The following is a 15,059-nucleotide window of genomic DNA, read 5'->3' as shown; positions in this document are numbered from 1 at the left end:
GAACAGGAGGGCGCTGCATGCAACTCGACCCCCAGGGCGTGGCCCCGGATGACCTCAGCCATGCCGGCTCGGTGGTGGACAAGGCGATCGAATACATGATCGACCAGAAGATCGCGCCCGTCTCGGTCGCCTCGGCGCTGCTCGGCGGCGCGCTCGGCCTGCTGGCCCGCACCATGGACGACCGCGCCATCGCCGGCGTGCTGCGCAACGCGCTGATGTCGGTCGAGAGCGGCGAGCTGCGGGAAATGCGCGACCAGTTGCCAGGCGGCGGCGGCCAGCAGCAGTAGCAAGCGGCAATAGCCCCGCCGCGCTTGACTCTCCCGCCGCCGCGGGCCATACGCCGCAACCTTCATCGACCACCCGCGCGTGGCGGCCTCCGCCGCGCGCTGCTGTTTTCGGGATTAGCATCATGGCCCGCCGCTGCGGCATCACCGGCAAGGGCGTCCTGACGGGTAACAACGTCAGCCACGCCAACAACAAGACGCGTCGCCGCTTCCTGCCCAACCTGCAGGAGACGTCCTTCTTCTCCGACGTGCTGGCGAGCAGCATCCAGCTGCGCCTGACGGTGAACGGCATCCGCACGATCGAGCACAATGGCGGCCTCGACGCCTTCCTGCTCGGCACGCCGAACCGCAAGCTGCCCGAGGAAGCGCAGGTCCTGAAGCGCCGCATCGTTCGCGCCCAGGCCAAGAAGGCCGCCTCCGCCGCGGCCTGAGCCGCGCCATAAGGCTTTCTTAACGCCGCGACGGATAGAAGCCGGGCCCATGCCCGGCTTTTTTCTTGCCTGCCTCCTGCTCTCGCCGCTCCTCGCCCTGTCGATGCTGCGTGCCCGGCGCCTCGCCGGCCGCCTGCGCGCGGCGGAGGACGCGGCGGATGCCGCGCGCCGCCAGGCGGAAGGCCGCGGCCGCTGCCTCGGCCTCGTGGCGCAGGAACTGCAGGGGCCGGGCCTCGCCCTGCTCAGCCAATCCGCCACCCTGCCGGACGACCCGAGCCTCGCGGTCGCGGCGGCGGCGCAGCAGATGCTGCGGCTGTCGGACGACGTCGCCGAATACCTGGCGGTGGAGGCCGGGCCGCGCCGGCTGGCGCCGGAGCCGCTGCCCCTGGTCCCCCTGCTGGAAGACGCGGTGGCGGAGGTCGCCATCCGGCTCGGCCCCGGGCGGCGGGACTGGCGGCTCGCCGGGGACTTCGCCGGCCTGACGCTGCAGGCCGACCGCCGCGCCCTGCACGGCGCCCTCACCCAGGTCCTCGCCCGCGCCGCCCGCATGACGCGGGAGGGCGACCAGATCGACCTCCGCCCCATCCTCTCGGACGACACCCTGGCGATCGTGGTGGAGGAGGAAGGCGCCGGCCTAGCGGCCGCCGACCTCGCCGCCGGGGCGCCGCCCGGCACGCGGGGCCTGGGCTTCGGCCTAGCCATCGCCCGGTCCCTGGTCGAGGCGCATGGCGGCAGCCTGGCGCTGGAAGCCCTGCCCGGCATCGGCGGGCGGATCTGGCTGACCCTGCCGCGGGAAAGGTTGCTGGCAGCGTGAAGGAAGGTCAGGGAAGGAAAGGCATTCCCTCCCCCGAACCCCACCCTTCCTCCTTGCGGGTCTGGCACTCGCCGCGCGTCGGCAGCCGACACACCGGCCGGGGTGAGAGGCTTCCCTACCCCGGCTCCACCAGCGTCACCGCCGCCGCGAACTGCCGGGCGCTGGCGATCCAGCGCTCGTATTCCTCCGGGTTGGTGGTCGCGTCCCGCGCCGCGGTCGCGACCACGGCCGGCAGCAGCCGCAGCACGGTGGCCAGCGTGGCCCGGTCGCGGTCGGTGGCCAGCGTCGCGGCGAAGCCGCCGGCCAGCACCGCCTCGGTCAGCTGCAGATAGGGGCCAGCGGCATCTGCCGGGGTCTGCGGCCAGTGCTCGAAGACCACCGGCCAGTCGGGCCGCTGGCGGAATTCCAGCACCGGCACCGCGCCGTTCACCGCCAGCTTGCAGCGCAGCCGCGGCCAGGCATGCCCGCCGGCGCGGACGCCCTCCATCAGCAGGTCGATATGTCGGTAGCTGCCGCCCGGCACCAGGTACCGCTCCAGCAGCCGCACCGCGGCGGCGACCGGCGCCTCGGCCAGGGTGCCGGGCAGGATCCGCAGCGGCGGCGGCTCGCGCCGCGCGGCCTCCGGCGGCGGCTGCACCGCGCGGGTGCCGAAAAGCCGGGCGATCTCCACCCGCAGCACCTCCGCCGGGCCCGTCCCGGCATTGCGGAGCACCAGCGCCACCACCGCCCGCCGCGGCGGGTCGGGCGGCAGGGCGAGCGCCAGCCGGCAGGTGCCATCGGCGAAGACCCCGGCATGCCAGCCGGACCAGCGCGCCCCGGGCGCGGTGGTGGAGAGCTCGGCCGCGGCGCCGATCGTCGTCCCCTCCGGCTGCAGCCAGAGCGCGGCCTCCAGCCAGGCGGCATCGCCGAGCGCGACCGCCAGCTCGGCCTGCAGCAGGTCCAGCCCGTTCAGCGGCACCCCCGGCAGCACCACCAGCGCCTGCTCGCCAGGCACGAGGGAGGCCACCAGCCGGGCCGGCTGGCTGCCGATCGCCACGCGTTCCACCCGCCCCTCGGGGATGCGGGCGGCGTTCCAGACCTGCTGCGGCAGCTCGGCCGGGGCGCCGGTCGGCGGCGCCGGCAGGCCGATCGCCTCGCCATCCCAGTAGGGCGACTGCACCAGCCGCCGCCCGGGCATCGCCGTCCAGATCCCGAAGGCCAGGGCCCGGCCATCCCCGCCGCCGCCAGCGATCGCCGCGGCATGCCCCGGCGCCACCGGCTCGGCGCCGAGCGAGAGCGCCAGCCGGTCGAAGGCGCCGAGCTCGGCCTTCACTTCCAGCCAGGCGGTCTCGCGCAGCGGCCCGACCGGCTCCGGCAGGTCGAGCGTCAGCCAGCCCGCCGCCAGCGACCGCCCGGGCAGCACCCAGGCGCCGGCGATCCGGCCGCTCTCGGCGCCATGCAGCCGCACGCGCAGCATGGCCTCCGGCCCCGCCAGCGCCTCCTTCAGGTGCAGCGCGATGGCGGCGAGGCCTTCGAGCTTCACCCCGAGGGCCTGGCCCAGCGCCAGCCTGCCGTCCCTGGCCGCCGCCGCATGCCCGCCGGCGGACGGCTCGGCCGAGGCGACCAGCAGCGGCACCGCCGGCGGCTGGACCTGCGCGGCGGCGCGGCGCAGCGCGGCCTGGGAGACCCGCAGCGCCTCGTGCTCCTGGCGCAGCGCGACCAGCCCCTGCTGCGCCGCCATCCCCTCCTCGGCGCTGGCGGCCAGCGCGGCGACGGCCCGGGCGGCAAGCGCCGGCAGGGCGGCGGCGCCGGAAGCGGCCTCGATCACCGGCGGCACCGCCCCGGGCGCCGCCTCCCGCCACCAGGCCAGCAGCGGGGCGGCATCGGCGGCCTCCGGCGCGACGATCCCCAGCACCTGGCCGGGCGCGGCGGGCAGCGGCAGGCCGGGGCCCTCGGCGGGCGCATCCAAGGGCTGCAGCACCCCGTCCTCCGCCAGGCACCACAGCGCGAGGCCGGGCAGCGCCAGCGCCTCGGGCGAGGCAAGGCCCGGCAGCAGGACCAGCTTCGGCCCGCCATCGAACAGCGCGGCGAGCCGGCCCGGGGCGACGCCGGGGGTCATGGCCGTCCCCGGGGCGCGACCCAGGCCGGCGCGTGCATCGCCGCATCCTCGATCACCGGTACCGGCACCGGCATTGGCACGCTGCCCGGGACCAGCGCGTCCAGCCGGGCGAGGAGGTCCTGCATGCATGTCTCCCAATCCAGGGCGGCGGCCCGGGATGCGGCGGCGGCGCCCATTGCCCGCAGCGCGGCGCGGTCGGCGGCCAGCCGGTGGATGGTCCCGGTGAAGCGGTCGATGATCGCCGCCTCCTCCAGGTCGGCGGGGACCAGCACGCCGTCGGCGCCATCCGCCACGATCTCGGCGACGGCGCCGACATCGGTGGCGGCGACGGCGCAGCCCAGGCGCTGCGCCTCGAGGATCACCAGCGGCACCCCCTCGAAGCGCGACGGCAATACCAGCAGGTCGGCCCAGGCATAGAGCGCGTCGAGCGCGGCCGCGTCCTGCACCGGCGGCTCGACCGGCACCTCCAGCAGCGGCCGGGCGCCGTCGCCCAGCACCTCGCGACCCACCACGCGGCAGGCGACGTCCGGGCCGCGCGTCGCGGCGATCGTCGCGGCCAGCCGGTCGATCCCCTTCTGCGCGTCGAGCCGGCCGAGGAAGAGCACCCGCAGCGGGCCGTCCCGCGTCGCGCGCGCCGCCAGCGCCTCGGCCACCCGCGCCGGCGCCGTCGCATAGCCCGGCGCGTTGCGGACCAGCAGGAGCTTGTCGCGCGGCAGGCCCTGGCCGATGCACCAGCGGCGCAGCACCTCCGAGATCACCAGCACGCCGTCATAGGCGTGCTCGTAGGCCGCCAGCATGTGCGGGTTGCCATGCGGCTCGCCCCAGGGCGTGCGCTCCACCAGGTGCAGCGCGCCGAAGACCTTCACCCCGAGCCGCCGCAGCGGCGCGACCAGCGCGTGGCAGCCGGCCGCATGGGTGTTGATCACCGCGTCGCAGTGGGCCAGCACGCCCATCGCATCCGCCGCCGCCGGATCGGTCCCCATGCGGGAGGTGGTGCCGCCGAAATAGCCGATGTCGAATTCCAGCCGCCCCTCGCCGAGGCCCTGGAACAGCGTGACGCTGTTGAAGCTCTCGGCGACCTCCGGCCCCCACTCCATCCGCAGCGCGCCGGCGACCACCAGATGCGTCCGCCAGCCGCGCGCCCGCAGCACCTGCGCCTGGCGCATCACCACCTTCTCGAGGCCGGCGAAGGCAAACAAGGGAAGCAGGAAGCCGATGTCGCGCCGCCCCGCCACCGGCAGGACGGGCAGCGTGGCGCCGAGGCCGATGGCGGCGCGGGCTTCCATCGCCATGCCGCTGCGCTTGCCGCGCCAGTCGATCCGCCAGGGCCCCGGCAGGCCGGCACTCGTCGCGCGCAGCTTCGCCAGCGCGGCGATCTCCGCCTGCAGCAGCCGCAGCGCCCCGGCGCCCGCCGCCGGCACCGGGCCGGGCAGGCCGAGGCGCAGCCGGGCGATGCGCGGCAGCGGCACCTCGCCATCGAGGCTCGCCACCTCCGGCGAGAGCGGGTCGGCGGCGAAGCGCATCAGCCGCTCGTTGCCCAGCAGCAGGATGCCGCTGCCGGCGATCGCCGCCTCCGGGTCCTCGCGCAACTCGAAGGAGAGCTCCGGCCGGTCGGCCGCCACGATCTCCAGCGCCACCATGTCGTGGTCGCGCAGCAGCCGCTCCGCCCACCACAGCAGCATCGGCAGCAGCCGCTGGTCGCGCAGCAGGGCGAGCGGCTCGGCCTCGGCCAGCAGGCAGATCGCCGGCGCATGCACCGCGCCCGGCGCCTGCGCCGCCGCCAGCAGGCGACGGCGGAAGGCGGGCGCCTCGACCGTCTCGGCCCGCGCGGGGTCGAGGAAGAGCGCGACGCCCGGCCGGTCCACCTCGAACAGCGCGAAGCGCGGCGCCTCGGCCGCCTCCAGCGCCGCCAGCGCGCGCGGCGCCAGCAGCGGCGCGTGGCGCTCCCGCAGCAGCCGCAGCAGGTGGTCGCGCTGCCGCTCGGCCGCCGAGAGCATGCTCTCGGGCCGGCGGCGGTAGAGGAAGCCGGCCTCCGGCAGGTGCTGGCCGCGGAAGCCGGCGCGGGCGGCCTGCAGCCAGAAGTCCCAGTCCTCGAAGCCCGCCTTCATGGTGGCGGTGTCGAAGCGCGGGCCGGCCGCGAAGACCTCCCGCCGCACCAGGCTGCCGGCCTCGCAGTAGTTCTGCACGATGAGCTGCAGCAGCGAGAAGTCGCCGCCGCAGGCGCAGTTCTGCGCCGCGCCGAACTCGTCGATGTCCGGGTAGAACCAGCCGGTCCCGGGCGGCGCCGCGCCGAGCGCCGCCCAGGCCCGCGCCAGAAAATCCGGCAGCAGCCGGTTGTCGGCATCGAGGAAGAACAGCGCCCGCGCCTGCGGGAAGGCCGCCAGCGCGAAGTCGGTCCCGGTGTTGCGCGCGGCCGAGAGCCCCCGGTTGCGCTGCCGCAGCAGGAAGACCCGGCCGGGATGCGCCGCGGCGTATTGCAGGGCAATGGCCGCGGTCGAGGGCGAGGGGCAGCCGTCATCCACCACCACCGCGGCTGTGGGCGGCGCGCCCCGCTGCGCCAGCACCGAGGCCAGGGCTTCCGGCAGCAGGCCCGGCTGGCCCCAGGCGGGGATGATCACGGCGATCGCCACCGTCGCCGGATCCTGCGCCGCCGCGGCAGGGGGGTTACCGATCACCGGCAGGGCGTCAGGCAAGGGCGGCCCGGATCAGGCTGAAATAGCGGCGGAGCATGGCGGCCTCGTCCAGCGCGACGGCGGTGCGATGGGCCGCATCGACGGCGGCCCGGGCGGAAGCCGGGTCGTTCAACCTCACGGCTGCTTGATCTGTCAAGTGCGCGATGCCCCCGGCCGGTGCGATGGCCGCGAGACGTGGCGCCGCCGCCCCGAAGGCCTCAAGCGCATCGCCCGAGGCGACCACCGGGCAGCGCCGCACCGCGGCCTCGAGGAAGACCAGCGGGCAGCCCTCGAGCCGGGAGGGCAGCAGCAGCGCATCGGCGGCCAGCAGCCAGTCCGGTACGTCGTGGACATGGCCGAGCAGCCGTAGCGGGCCGCCGCGCCGCCCCGCCGCGCTCGCCGCGAGCGGCGCGCGCAGCGAGCCCTCGCCGAGCACGGCCAGGGTGGCGCCGGCGGCCGTCTCCAGCCGGGTGGCGATCTCCGGCAGCAGGTCGGCGCCCTTCGGCGTTTCCAGCCGGCCGGCGAAGACCAGCAGCTTCGCCGCCAGTCCCAGGCCCAGCCGCTGGCGCTGCCGGGCGCGGGCGGCGGCGCGACCGGCCGGGTCCTCCGGCGGCACCGGGACGCCGTTCGGCACCACGGTGAAGCCGGCTTCGGGCAGGCCGAGCAGCGCCGCGGCGCGGGCGGCGACGGGTGCGGCGACCGCCGCCCAGCGGAAGCGCGCTGCCGTCAGCCCGGCGAGCACGGCCAGCGCCGCCTCGGGCAGCGGCGGCTCCGGCTCGCGCGGCGCCAGGTGGTGGATGACCAGCGCCGGCAGCCCGGCCGCCAGCAGCCCGCGGAACAGGCCGAGGCCATGGCTCGGCCAGGGCAGCGGCAGGATGACGAGGTCGGGGCGGCTGGCGGCGAGCGCCTCGGCCAGTGCCGCTTCCTGCCGGGCCATGTTGGCCTCGACGCTGGCCCCGGGCCGCCAGCCGAGCGGCGCCGGCCGCCGCCGCACCGCGCCCGGCCCGCCGAGCATGGCGGCGAAGCCGGGGTCGAGCGCCGGCTCCAGTGCCACGGTCACCGCGACCCCGGCCGCGGCCAGCGCCTCGGCCAGGGCGGCGGTGTGCCGCTCGGTCCCGCCCAGCCCCATCGACGGCAGGGCGACGAGGGCGCGGGCGAGGCCGGTGGTCACGCCGCGGCTTCCAGCACCAGCAGCAGCGCCGGGCCATGCGCGCGGTCGGCCAGCAGGGTGAAGCCGGGCGGGGTCGCGGCCGGGGGGACGCCGTATTCGGCGCAGACCAGGGCGCCGGGGGCGATCCAGCCGGCGGCCGAGAGCGCGGCCAGCGCCGTCTCCATCAGCCCCTCCCGGTAGGGCGGGTCGAGGAAGACCAGGTCGCAGGGCGCCTGGGCGCGCGGCGGCCTGGTCGCATCGGCCGGCAGCACGCGGCAGCGGGCCTCCTCCCGGCAGGCGGCGATGTTGGCGCGCAGCGCGGCGAGCGCGGCGCGGTCGTTCTCGAGGAAGGTGGCGGAGCCGGCGCCGCGCGACAGCGCCTCGAGCCCGAGCGCGCCGGTGCCGGCGAAGGCGTCCAGCACCCGGGCCGCCTCGATCCGTGCCCGATCCTCGGCGAAGGGCGACCACGGCGCGTGCCAGAGCATGTCGAACAGCGCCTGCCGCACCCGGTCGGCGGTGGGCCGGGTGGCCTGGCCGGCGGGGGCCAGCAGCCGCCGGCCGCGGTGCTGCCCGGCGATGATCCGCAAGGCCGTGCCGTCCCTTATTCCGCGGCCTTTGTCGGGATCGCCGGGCAGTGGGGCGTCGGCGGGCGCCATCCCGCCCGGCGGCCCGGCCTGCTCCGGCCCGCCGGCGAAGCGTTCGGCGCGGGCGGCCGCCTTCACCTTGCGCAGCCGTTCCTGCGCCGGGGTGTCGGTTTTCAGGCCGAGCTGGTCGCGTAACACTTTCGGATTGACCTCCTCGACGCTGCCGCGGGTCAGCGATCCCAGCTGGAAGGGGCCATAGGCGGTGCGGATGAGGCGGGACACCGCGAGGTTCAGGTGCTGCATGACCCGGCGCACCTCGCGGTTCTTGCCCTCGTGGATCGCCACCGTCAGCCAGGCATTGGCGCCCTGCCGGCTGTCGAGCCCGGCCTCGATCGGGCCGTAGCGCACGCCTTCCACGGTGATGCCCTGGGCCAGCCCGGCCAGGATGCGCTCATCGACGAAGCCGTTGACCCGGACGCGGTAGCGGCGGAGCCAGCCATTGGCCGGCAGCTCCAGCCGGCGGGCCAGTTCGCCGTCGTTGGTCAGCAGCAGCAGGCCTTCCGAATTCAGGTCGAGCCGGCCGACCGAGACGACGCGCGGCAGGCCGGGCGGCAGTGCCTCGAAGACCGTGCGGCGGCCCTTCTCGTCCCGGTGGGTGGTCACCAGGCCGACCGGCTTGTGGTAGCGGAAGAGGCGGCTGCGCTGGGCATTGGCGACGATGCGGCCGTCGACCGTCACCAGGTCGCCGGGCTGGATGAAGGTGGCGGGGGTCTCCACCACCCTGTTCTCGAGCTTCACGCGCCGCTCGCCGATCAGCTTCTCGGCGTCCCGCCGGCTGGCGACGCCGGCCCGGGCCAGCCACTTGGCGATGCGCTCGCCGCGCTCGGTCGGCTCGGCTTCGGGCTGGTCGACGATGTCGTCGTCGTCGAGGTCATCCATGGCGGCAGGCCTGGACGAAGGCCTGGAAGATCAGCGGGTCGGCCGGGTCGACGGCATATTCCGGGTGCCACTGGACGCCGAGGGCGAAGCGGTGGGAGGCGGATTCCACGCCCTCCACCACCCCGTCCGGGGCGAGGGCGTTCACCACGGCACCGGTCCCGGGGGTGGCGACCGCCTGGTGGTGGGCGCTGTTCACCGCCATGCGGTCGGTGCCGACGACGCGGGCCAGCAGCGTGTCCGGCGCGATGGCGACGGGATGGCCGGGCTCGGTCCGCGGGTTGGGCTGCTCGTGCTCCAGCGCGTTCGCCACGGTGTCCGGGATGTGCTGGATCAGCGTGCCGCCGAGCGCCACCGCCAGCAGCTGCTGGCCGCCGCAGATGCCGAGCACCGGCATGTCGCGCTTGAGGGCGCCGCGGGTGACCGCCAGCTCGAAATCCGTCCGCCCCGCCTTCAGCGTGACCGTCGGGTGGGTGTCGCCGTCGCCGTAGAGCGCCGGGTCCACGTCGAAGGCGCCGCCGGTGATGACCAGACCGTCGATCTCGTCGAGATAGGCCTCGGCCAGGTCGGCATCGTGCGGCAGGGCGACCGGCAGGCCTCCCGCGGCGGCGATGGCGGAGAAGTAGTTCTTGCGGAGGGCGTACCAGGGGAGCTTGGAGTAGCCGCCCGGCTCCTCCGCATCCAGGGTGACGCCGATGACGGGGCGGGTGCGCATGGCGGCGTTGCTAGACCTGATCGGCGTGCCGGTACAAGCTCGCGCGATGCCGAGCCCCATCGAACTTGCCCTGGCGGAAGCCCGCGCGGCGGCCGCGCGGGGGGAGGTGCCGGTCGGCGCGGTGGTCACCGATGCCGCCGGCGCGGTGCTGGCCCGGGCGGGGAACGAGGTCGAGGCCCGCCACGACCCCTCCGCGCATGCCGAGATGCTGGCGCTGCGGGCCGCCGCCGCGGGGCGGGCCGACAAGTTCCTGGCCGGCTGCACCCTGACGGCGACGCTGGAGCCATGCCCGATGTGCGCCCAGGCCGCGAGCTTCTTCCGCATCGGGCGGGTGGCGTTCGGCGCCTATGACCCGAAGGGCGGCGGGGTCGACCATGGCGCGCGGGTCTATGCGGCGCCGAGTTGCCACCATGTGCCGGAGGTGGTGGGCGGCCTCCGCGAATCGGACTGCGCCGCCCTGCTGCGAAACTTCTTCGCGGCGCGGCGCTAGGCCGGGGGCGCCGCGGCCCGGGGCGGAACGCGGCGGCGGCCGCGCGGCGGTCAGCCGGGCTGGCGTGCCTCGACGCCGGCGAGTTGCGGCGCGGGCTGTTCGGCCTCGGTAACCTCGGCCTGGGGCTGGTCGGGCTCCTCGGCCGCCGCGGCGGGCAGCGCGGCCCCGGCCAGGCTGGCCGAAAGCAGCAGCCGTCGCAGGAAGTCGGACCAGGGATCGGCGCGCTTGTCCATGCGGCTCACCTCCTGCTCGTCCCGAAAAGGGGGCATGCCGCCGATCGACATGCTCGTATCCCCGGTTGCAGCATGAGTATTGCACAACTGCCGTGGCGTAATCGCGGCAGAAACAATACCGAATGTTACCCGAGAGCCGTTTCCGGCAAGGGCTTGAATCACATGGCTGTGATGGCTGTCGCGCAGCATCTTCGCGCCCTGGGCGACGTCCCGCCCGTCCTGGGCTAGAAGCCCGCACCCACCATCCGCAATGACCGAGGAACCCTTGTCCATGACTGCCCGCCGCCGGCTGCTCGCCGCCTCCCTCTGCCTCCCCGGGCTTGCGCGGGCCCAGGCCCCGGCGGGGGTGCCGGAGGCCTGGCCGAGCCGGCCGGTTCGCATCCTGCTGGCCTACCCGCCGGGCGGCAGCACCGATGTGCTCGCGCGCACCCTGGCCGAGCGGCTGGCGGTCGCGATTCCCGGCGCGGGCTTCGTGGTGGAGAACCGGCCGGGCGGCGCCGCGGTGGTCGGCACCCTGGCGGCGGCGACGGCGGCACCGGACGGCTACACCCTCGCCCTCGGCAACAACCAGACCCATGCGGCGAACGCGGCGATGGTGCGCGACCTGCCCTACCGCCCCACCGAGGACTTCGCCCCAATCGGCCGGCTGGCCGAGGTGCACCACGCGCTGGTGGTCCCGGCCAGTTCCCCGGCGCGGACCCTGGCGGAGCTCGCGGCGCGCGGAAAGGGCGGCGGGCGGCTGACCTATGCCTCCTCCGGCGTCGGCTCGGCGAGCCACGTCATCGCCGAGAGCTTCGTCCGGCGCGAGGGGCTGGAGGCGACGCATGTGCCCTACCGCGGCGGCGCCCAGGCGGTGACGGACACCATCTCCGGCACGGTGGACTTCTTCGTCTCCACCTGGCCGCAGGTGGTGACGCTGGTGAAGGATGGCCGGCTGCGTGCTTTGGGCATCGGCGCCGCGGCCCGGCTTGCCGAGCTGCCCGAGGTCCCGACCTTCGCCGAGGCGGGCGCGCCCTTCATGGCCGTCGATGCCTGGTTCGGCCTCTGGGCGCCGGCGCGGACGCCCGGGACGATCATCGCCCGGCTGTCCGACGCCCTGCCGCGCATCCTGGCCGAGCCGGAGATGGCGGCGAAGCTGGCCGGGCTCGGCTTCACCCCGGCACCGCTGCCAGCGGCGGAATTCGCCGCCTTCCAGCAGGCGGAGGTGGCGCGGTGGCGGGCGCTGGTGGAGCTGACGGGGATCCGGATCGAGGGGTAGTCCCGGTCGGAAGGAAGCAAGGCCGGGGGAGAATGTATTCTCCTCCGGACCTCCTGATCGGTTTCTATGAGTCGGCACTCGCTGCGCGACGGCTGCCTGACTCACAAAAGGGAAGGGAGGGGGTCGGGTAGAGAATACTTGTCCCTCCCCGACCTACAGGTACTTGCCACGCTCAAGGATCTCCAGCGTGTACTCCCGGTAGCTCATCCCGAGTTTCTCCGCCCGGGCCAGGCGGCTCAGCGCCACCTCCCGCGGCGCTTTCCAGGCGCGCTTGCTAGCGCGGCGCCAGAGGTGCAGCCGCCCGGTCTCGTCCGGGTCGAGCGGCGGGCCGCCATTGTGGCCGATGCCCGGCGGCGGCGACGCTGGCGCGCGCAGCGGTGGCAGGCGGTGTCGGTCGGACATGGGCCATGCTCCGGATGCGGCCCGGCACAAGCAAACAACAGGCCAGGCATGCCGCCGCGCGGCCCTGGCGCCGTCGCGGGCAGCGCCTCAGCAGGTTGTCTCACACGCCCGGCGGACCTCCTCGATCCGCCGCAGGAGGTCCGGCTTCGACAGGGAGGAGGGTATCAAGCTCTCACCCAGGATGAAGGCAGGGGTCCCGGCAATGCCGAGGGCTTTCGCAAGCGCACCGTTGGCGTCCAGCTCGTTCCTTACCTCCGGGCCTGCCATGTCGCGGCGCAGCCGGTCCAGGTCGAGGCCAAGCTCTCCGGCAATGCCGAGGATGCGTGCCCCGGAGAGATCGTTGGCGCGCATCATGGCCTGGTGGAAAACGTGGTACCGGTCGGGCTGCTGCAGCCGCGCGGCAAGGGCCGCCTGCGACGCCGTGGTCGAGACCGGCCCGAGGATCGGCAGGTCCTTGAACACCACCCTTATGTCGTCGTTCTCCTGGACGATCTGCTCCAGCATCGCGGCCATGCGGCGGCAATAAACGCAGCGAAAGTCGAAGAATTCGACCAGCGTCACCTTCGGTGCCGGCGCGCCAATTGACGGCGCCCGGGCATCGGTCAGGGCGGCGCGGGCATCGGCGATCGTTCCGCGGAGTTCGGCGGCCGGCCGGTTCTTCCGCCGTTGTTCATGGATCTGCGCCGCCTGGAACAGGATGTCAGGCTCGCGCAGGAGGAAGTCGCGCACGATCTGCTCGATCTGTTGCCGCGAGAGCGGCGGGATGGCCTCGCCGCCGTCCGCTGCCTCGGCGGCACGTCCTGGCCGCACTTGGCCAAACGCCGCCAGCAGAAGCAGGAGTGCGAAGCCGATGCGACGCCGCGCCATCGCCGGTGCCCCCTTCGCTCAGCGCGTCCGGCCGGTGCGGGACAGGGCGGCACTCAGTTGCACGTGAAGCATGTCGTCACGAACAGGACCTGGGAGCAGAAGTAATTCGTGACGGTGGTCCCGTTGATGCAGGTCTCGTTCCATTCGTTGTAGCAGTTGTCGCTGCCGTCGCAGACCTGCTGCGGGTCGCTTTCCGGGCAGCCAGGATCGCTCACCTCGCGCGTGGGGCCGGTGCAGGTCCCGTTCGGGCTGATCGGGGAGCAATCGATGGCGATCGACCAATGCGAGGTGTCCGCCGGATTCCAATTCGTCAGGAGAAAATCGGCCTTGCCGAGACCGCTGTCGCCGATGGGATTGGGCGTGAATGAGGTGGTGTGCGTCGCGGAATGCGTCCAATGGCTCCACCAATAGGGTGCGCTGGCGGGGCAATAGGCAGCCATGTACTCGGATTTGTCGGGGCCGAGCGCGCCGGAAATCACCGCTTGCTGGCAGCTCGGGGCCTGGCTGCCGTCGCATGGGTTACTCGGTGCGCCCAGGACCGTCTGAGCACGCGGAGCCGCGGTCCAGGTCAGCATGACCAAGGCGACCGCGACGGCCATCCGCGCCCTGCCCTTGCCTGCCGCAGGCGGACGCGTGCCGGCACCCGGCGTTCCGGCGAAGACCGATTCCTCGTTCGTGGTCATGTCCATCGCTTCCCTCCTGGAGAGCGCCACGGCCTAACGGTACCGCCTGGGATTGCTGGTGATATGGGTTCGCTGCGTCAGAAGGCTGCCGGTCGGGTCCTCGGGCGAGCAGCCGATCGAGATCCGGCCCTTCCCGTCTCGGCTGCCGGTTTGCTCGTCCATCAGAAAGACCGCTCCGATTGGACGGTTCTGCGCGTCCCGCACCGGTACTGCGGTGGGTGTGAACTGGGACCAGAGAACTATGGAGAGCAACGGGCTGCCCTGCGCCGTCCAGTTCCAGAAGAAGGTATCACTGCCACACAGGACCTTGACGCGCTGCTGCTGTCCGGCCTTGACGGTGATCACGGGCGTCCTGACCGTGCTGCAGGACGGTACGTTGCCACCGCATTCATCGAGGTTGGAAACGCCTGGCAGCACCACGTCGTCGTCCTGCGGGCTCGAACGCGCCGTCGCCACGGCAGGTGCCACGCAGGCGAGCAGGGCAGCGAGCGTTGCGAATGCCAGGGCATTGCCTTGCGATCCACGCAGCATAGGGTCGTCTCCTTGTTCCGGCGTTTGGGCCGAAGCCGCAGCGCGGCTTCCGCTCGAGAGGGTTCCCATGCCCACGCGGTCGCCATGGATGGCGGGATGCCGCAGGCCGCCCCCATCGGACGGCACCGGTCACGCAAGCACCCCGACCTGTCCACCGCGGAATCGGCATTCAGGAAACGACCGTGACCCGGAAGAGCGCGCACCGAGATCCGCCGCCGAAATGCATGAATTCGATCGCATAGATGCAGCATCCGGCAGCAATACGATAGTCAGGCGCGGCTCTCGAATGAAGATCCGACAAATAAGAGAAGTGGAATCATAATGCCAGACTCCAAACAGGAAGCACGCTTTACGCGCTGGGAACCGGGGATATTGGACCCAACCTTTTTTGCGGAGTCAATGACCTAACATCTGATCCACCAATCATTCATCCATGCAGAGAAATGATCGACCGACATTAACCAAATAGTGGCCTATGAGAGCATGAAACAATAAAAGTTTCATTATACGATCCTGCACACTGATACCGTCTCCGGGTGATCAGCTCGGCTGAACCGGCCTGGGCCACCAGTGGAAGTCGGTGTGCGGCTGGAGGGTAGCCGGATCGAGCTGACGACAGCGCGCGGCGATGGTGGTGCTGAGTTCGTCGAGCGAGGCGATGTGCCGATTGACGATCGGCTCATCCACCAGCGGCCAGAGATGCTCGGCGGGCTGGAGTTCGGGCGAGTAGGGCGGCAGGAAGACGAGGCTGATCCCCTCGGGAACGACCAGGCCCTTTGGTCCATGCCAGCCGGCATTGTCGAGCACGAGGATGATGCTGCGCTCGCGGCCGGCGCAGGTCTCACGGGCGAAGGTGGCGAGCAGTTCGGCGAAGAAGGGCTTCGAGAGGCCGCTGCAGAGATACCAGACCG

At 73.4% G+C, this 15,059-nt stretch carries 15 protein-coding genes and 2 pseudogenes; 5 read left to right on the top strand and 12 right to left on the bottom strand.

Going from position 1 to position 15,059, the window contains the following annotated elements:
• The first annotated feature begins 17 nt into the window (after positions 1 to 17).
• The 3 genes from E2C06_RS07030 (at position 18) to E2C06_RS07020 (ending at position 1,529) form a co-directional block, all read left to right on the top strand.
• Complete coding sequence (locus E2C06_RS07030; RefSeq protein WP_133287892.1) at positions 18 to 287, top strand: hypothetical protein; 270 nt, start codon at positions 18 to 20, stop codon at positions 285 to 287.
• 122 nt (positions 288 to 409) lie between these two features.
• Positions 410 to 715 (top strand): 50S ribosomal protein L28, encoded by a 306-nt coding sequence (gene rpmB, locus E2C06_RS07025; RefSeq protein ID WP_133287891.1) that lies wholly within the window; start codon positions 410 to 412, stop codon positions 713 to 715.
• A gap of 49 nt (positions 716 to 764) precedes the next feature.
• A complete protein-coding gene (locus tag E2C06_RS07020) occupies positions 765 to 1,529 on the top strand; it encodes a sensor histidine kinase (protein WP_133287890.1) in 765 nt (254 codons plus the stop codon).
• Positions 1,530 to 1,644: 115 nt separating this feature from the next.
• On the opposite strand, the gene E2C06_RS07015 is transcribed toward E2C06_RS07020, so the two are convergent.
• From E2C06_RS07015 to E2C06_RS06995, 6 genes and pseudogenes are all read right to left on the bottom strand, one after another.
• Entirely contained in the window at positions 1,645 to 3,627 is a 1,983-nt protein-coding gene (locus E2C06_RS07015) for a DUF6212 domain-containing protein (protein WP_133287889.1), read from the bottom strand.
• Complete coding sequence (locus E2C06_RS07010; protein WP_133287888.1) at positions 3,624 to 6,320, bottom strand: glycosyltransferase; 2,697 nt, start codon at positions 6,318 to 6,320, stop codon at positions 3,624 to 3,626. Before E2C06_RS07010 ends, E2C06_RS07015 begins: the two co-directional genes overlap by 4 nt.
• Complete coding sequence (locus E2C06_RS07005) at positions 6,313 to 7,470, bottom strand: glycosyltransferase (protein ID WP_133287887.1); 1,158 nt, start codon at positions 7,468 to 7,470, stop codon at positions 6,313 to 6,315. The genes E2C06_RS07010 and E2C06_RS07005 overlap by 8 nt, the downstream gene beginning before the upstream one ends.
• Entirely contained in the window at positions 7,467 to 8,036 is a 570-nt protein-coding gene (gene rsmD / locus E2C06_RS38630) for a 16S rRNA (guanine(966)-N(2))-methyltransferase RsmD (RefSeq protein ID WP_165982272.1), read from the bottom strand. The genes E2C06_RS07005 and rsmD overlap by 4 nt, the downstream gene beginning before the upstream one ends.
• Positions 8,037 to 8,174: 138 nt before the next feature.
• Positions 8,175 to 8,972, bottom strand: a pseudogene (locus tag E2C06_RS38625) (pseudouridine synthase); the annotation flags it as partial.
• The gene (locus E2C06_RS06995; RefSeq protein WP_133287885.1) at positions 8,965 to 9,684 is read right to left on the bottom strand and encodes a gamma-glutamyl-gamma-aminobutyrate hydrolase family protein; all 720 of its coding nucleotides are present in this window, start codon (positions 9,682 to 9,684) and stop codon (positions 8,965 to 8,967) included. The pseudogene E2C06_RS38625 and the gene E2C06_RS06995, both read right to left, overlap by 8 nt.
• A 46-nt stretch (positions 9,685 to 9,730) precedes the next feature.
• Between E2C06_RS06995 and E2C06_RS06990 the strand changes: the two genes are divergently transcribed.
• Positions 9,731 to 10,174, top strand: a complete 444-nt coding sequence (locus E2C06_RS06990; protein ID WP_193560432.1) for a nucleoside deaminase — start codon at positions 9,731 to 9,733, stop codon at positions 10,172 to 10,174.
• Positions 10,175 to 10,224: 50 nt separating this feature from the next.
• On the opposite strand, the gene E2C06_RS06985 is transcribed toward E2C06_RS06990, so the two are convergent.
• Positions 10,225 to 10,680, bottom strand: a complete 456-nt coding sequence (locus tag E2C06_RS06985; protein ID WP_133287884.1) for a hypothetical protein — start codon at positions 10,678 to 10,680, stop codon at positions 10,225 to 10,227.
• On the opposite strand from E2C06_RS06985, the gene E2C06_RS06980 reads away from it, so the two are divergent.
• Positions 10,679 to 11,665 carry a Bug family tripartite tricarboxylate transporter substrate binding protein gene (locus tag E2C06_RS06980; protein WP_133287883.1) on the top strand — a complete coding sequence of 329 codons (987 nt, stop codon included), beginning with the start codon at positions 10,679 to 10,681 and terminating at the stop codon, positions 11,663 to 11,665. The genes E2C06_RS06985 and E2C06_RS06980 overlap by 2 nt on opposite strands.
• A gap of 153 nt (positions 11,666 to 11,818) precedes the next feature.
• Here E2C06_RS06980 and E2C06_RS06975 read toward each other — a convergent pair whose 3' ends face one another.
• The 5 genes and pseudogenes from E2C06_RS06975 to E2C06_RS41035 form a co-directional block, all read right to left on the bottom strand.
• Entirely contained in the window at positions 11,819 to 12,067 is a 249-nt protein-coding gene (locus E2C06_RS06975) for a hypothetical protein (protein WP_133287882.1), read from the bottom strand.
• Positions 12,068 to 12,154: 87 nt separating this feature from the next.
• The gene (locus E2C06_RS06970; protein WP_133287881.1) at positions 12,155 to 12,934 is read right to left on the bottom strand and encodes a DsbA family protein; all 780 of its coding nucleotides are present in this window, start codon (positions 12,932 to 12,934) and stop codon (positions 12,155 to 12,157) included.
• 53 nt (positions 12,935 to 12,987) lie between these two features.
• A complete protein-coding gene (locus tag E2C06_RS06965; protein WP_133287880.1) occupies positions 12,988 to 13,623 on the bottom strand; it encodes a hypothetical protein in 636 nt (211 codons plus the stop codon).
• Between the two features lie 27 nt (positions 13,624 to 13,650).
• Positions 13,651 to 14,148, bottom strand: a complete 498-nt coding sequence (locus E2C06_RS06960; RefSeq protein ID WP_133287879.1) for a hypothetical protein — start codon at positions 14,146 to 14,148, stop codon at positions 13,651 to 13,653.
• Positions 14,149 to 14,846: 698 nt separating this feature from the next.
• A pseudogene (locus E2C06_RS41035) lies at positions 14,847 to 14,961 on the bottom strand (transposase); the annotation flags it as partial.
• Positions 14,962 to 15,059 lie beyond the last annotated feature (98 nt).

It is taken from the genome of Dankookia rubra (genome assembly GCF_004355005.1).
Classification (GTDB): Bacteria; Pseudomonadota; Alphaproteobacteria; order Acetobacterales; family Acetobacteraceae; genus Paracraurococcus; species Paracraurococcus ruber_A.
Note: the sequence above shows the minus strand (reverse complement) of the source record. Positions and strands in the feature narration are given on the sequence as shown.

Bases quoted from the DNA above. Each gene is read 5' to 3' on its own strand.
- E2C06_RS07030 (WP_133287892.1), top strand. From the start codon at position 18: ATGCAACTCGACCCCCAGGGCGTGGCCCCGGATGACCTCAGCCATGCC.
- rpmB (WP_133287891.1), top strand. From the start codon at position 410: ATGGCCCGCCGCTGCGGCATCACCGGCAAGGGCGTCCTGACGGGTAAC.
- E2C06_RS07020 (WP_133287890.1), top strand. From the start codon at position 765: ATGCCCGGCTTTTTTCTTGCCTGCCTCCTGCTCTCGCCGCTCCTCGCC.
- E2C06_RS07015 (WP_133287889.1), bottom strand. From the start codon at position 3,627: ATGACCCCCGGCGTCGCCCCGGGCCGGCTCGCCGCGCTGTTCGATGGC.
- E2C06_RS06995 (WP_133287885.1), bottom strand. From the start codon at position 9,684: ATGCGCACCCGCCCCGTCATCGGCGTCACCCTGGATGCGGAGGAGCCG.
- E2C06_RS06990 (WP_193560432.1), top strand. From the start codon at position 9,731: ATGCCGAGCCCCATCGAACTTGCCCTGGCGGAAGCCCGCGCGGCGGCC.
- E2C06_RS06980 (WP_133287883.1), top strand. From the start codon at position 10,679: ATGACTGCCCGCCGCCGGCTGCTCGCCGCCTCCCTCTGCCTCCCCGGG.
- E2C06_RS06985 (WP_133287884.1), bottom strand. From the start codon at position 10,680: ATGGACAAGGGTTCCTCGGTCATTGCGGATGGTGGGTGCGGGCTTCTA.
- E2C06_RS06975 (WP_133287882.1), bottom strand. From the start codon at position 12,067: ATGTCCGACCGACACCGCCTGCCACCGCTGCGCGCGCCAGCGTCGCCG.
- E2C06_RS06970 (WP_133287881.1), bottom strand. From the start codon at position 12,934: ATGGCGCGGCGTCGCATCGGCTTCGCACTCCTGCTTCTGCTGGCGGCG.
- E2C06_RS06965 (WP_133287880.1), bottom strand. From the start codon at position 13,623: ATGGACATGACCACGAACGAGGAATCGGTCTTCGCCGGAACGCCGGGT.
- E2C06_RS06960 (WP_133287879.1), bottom strand. From the start codon at position 14,148: ATGCTGCGTGGATCGCAAGGCAATGCCCTGGCATTCGCAACGCTCGCT.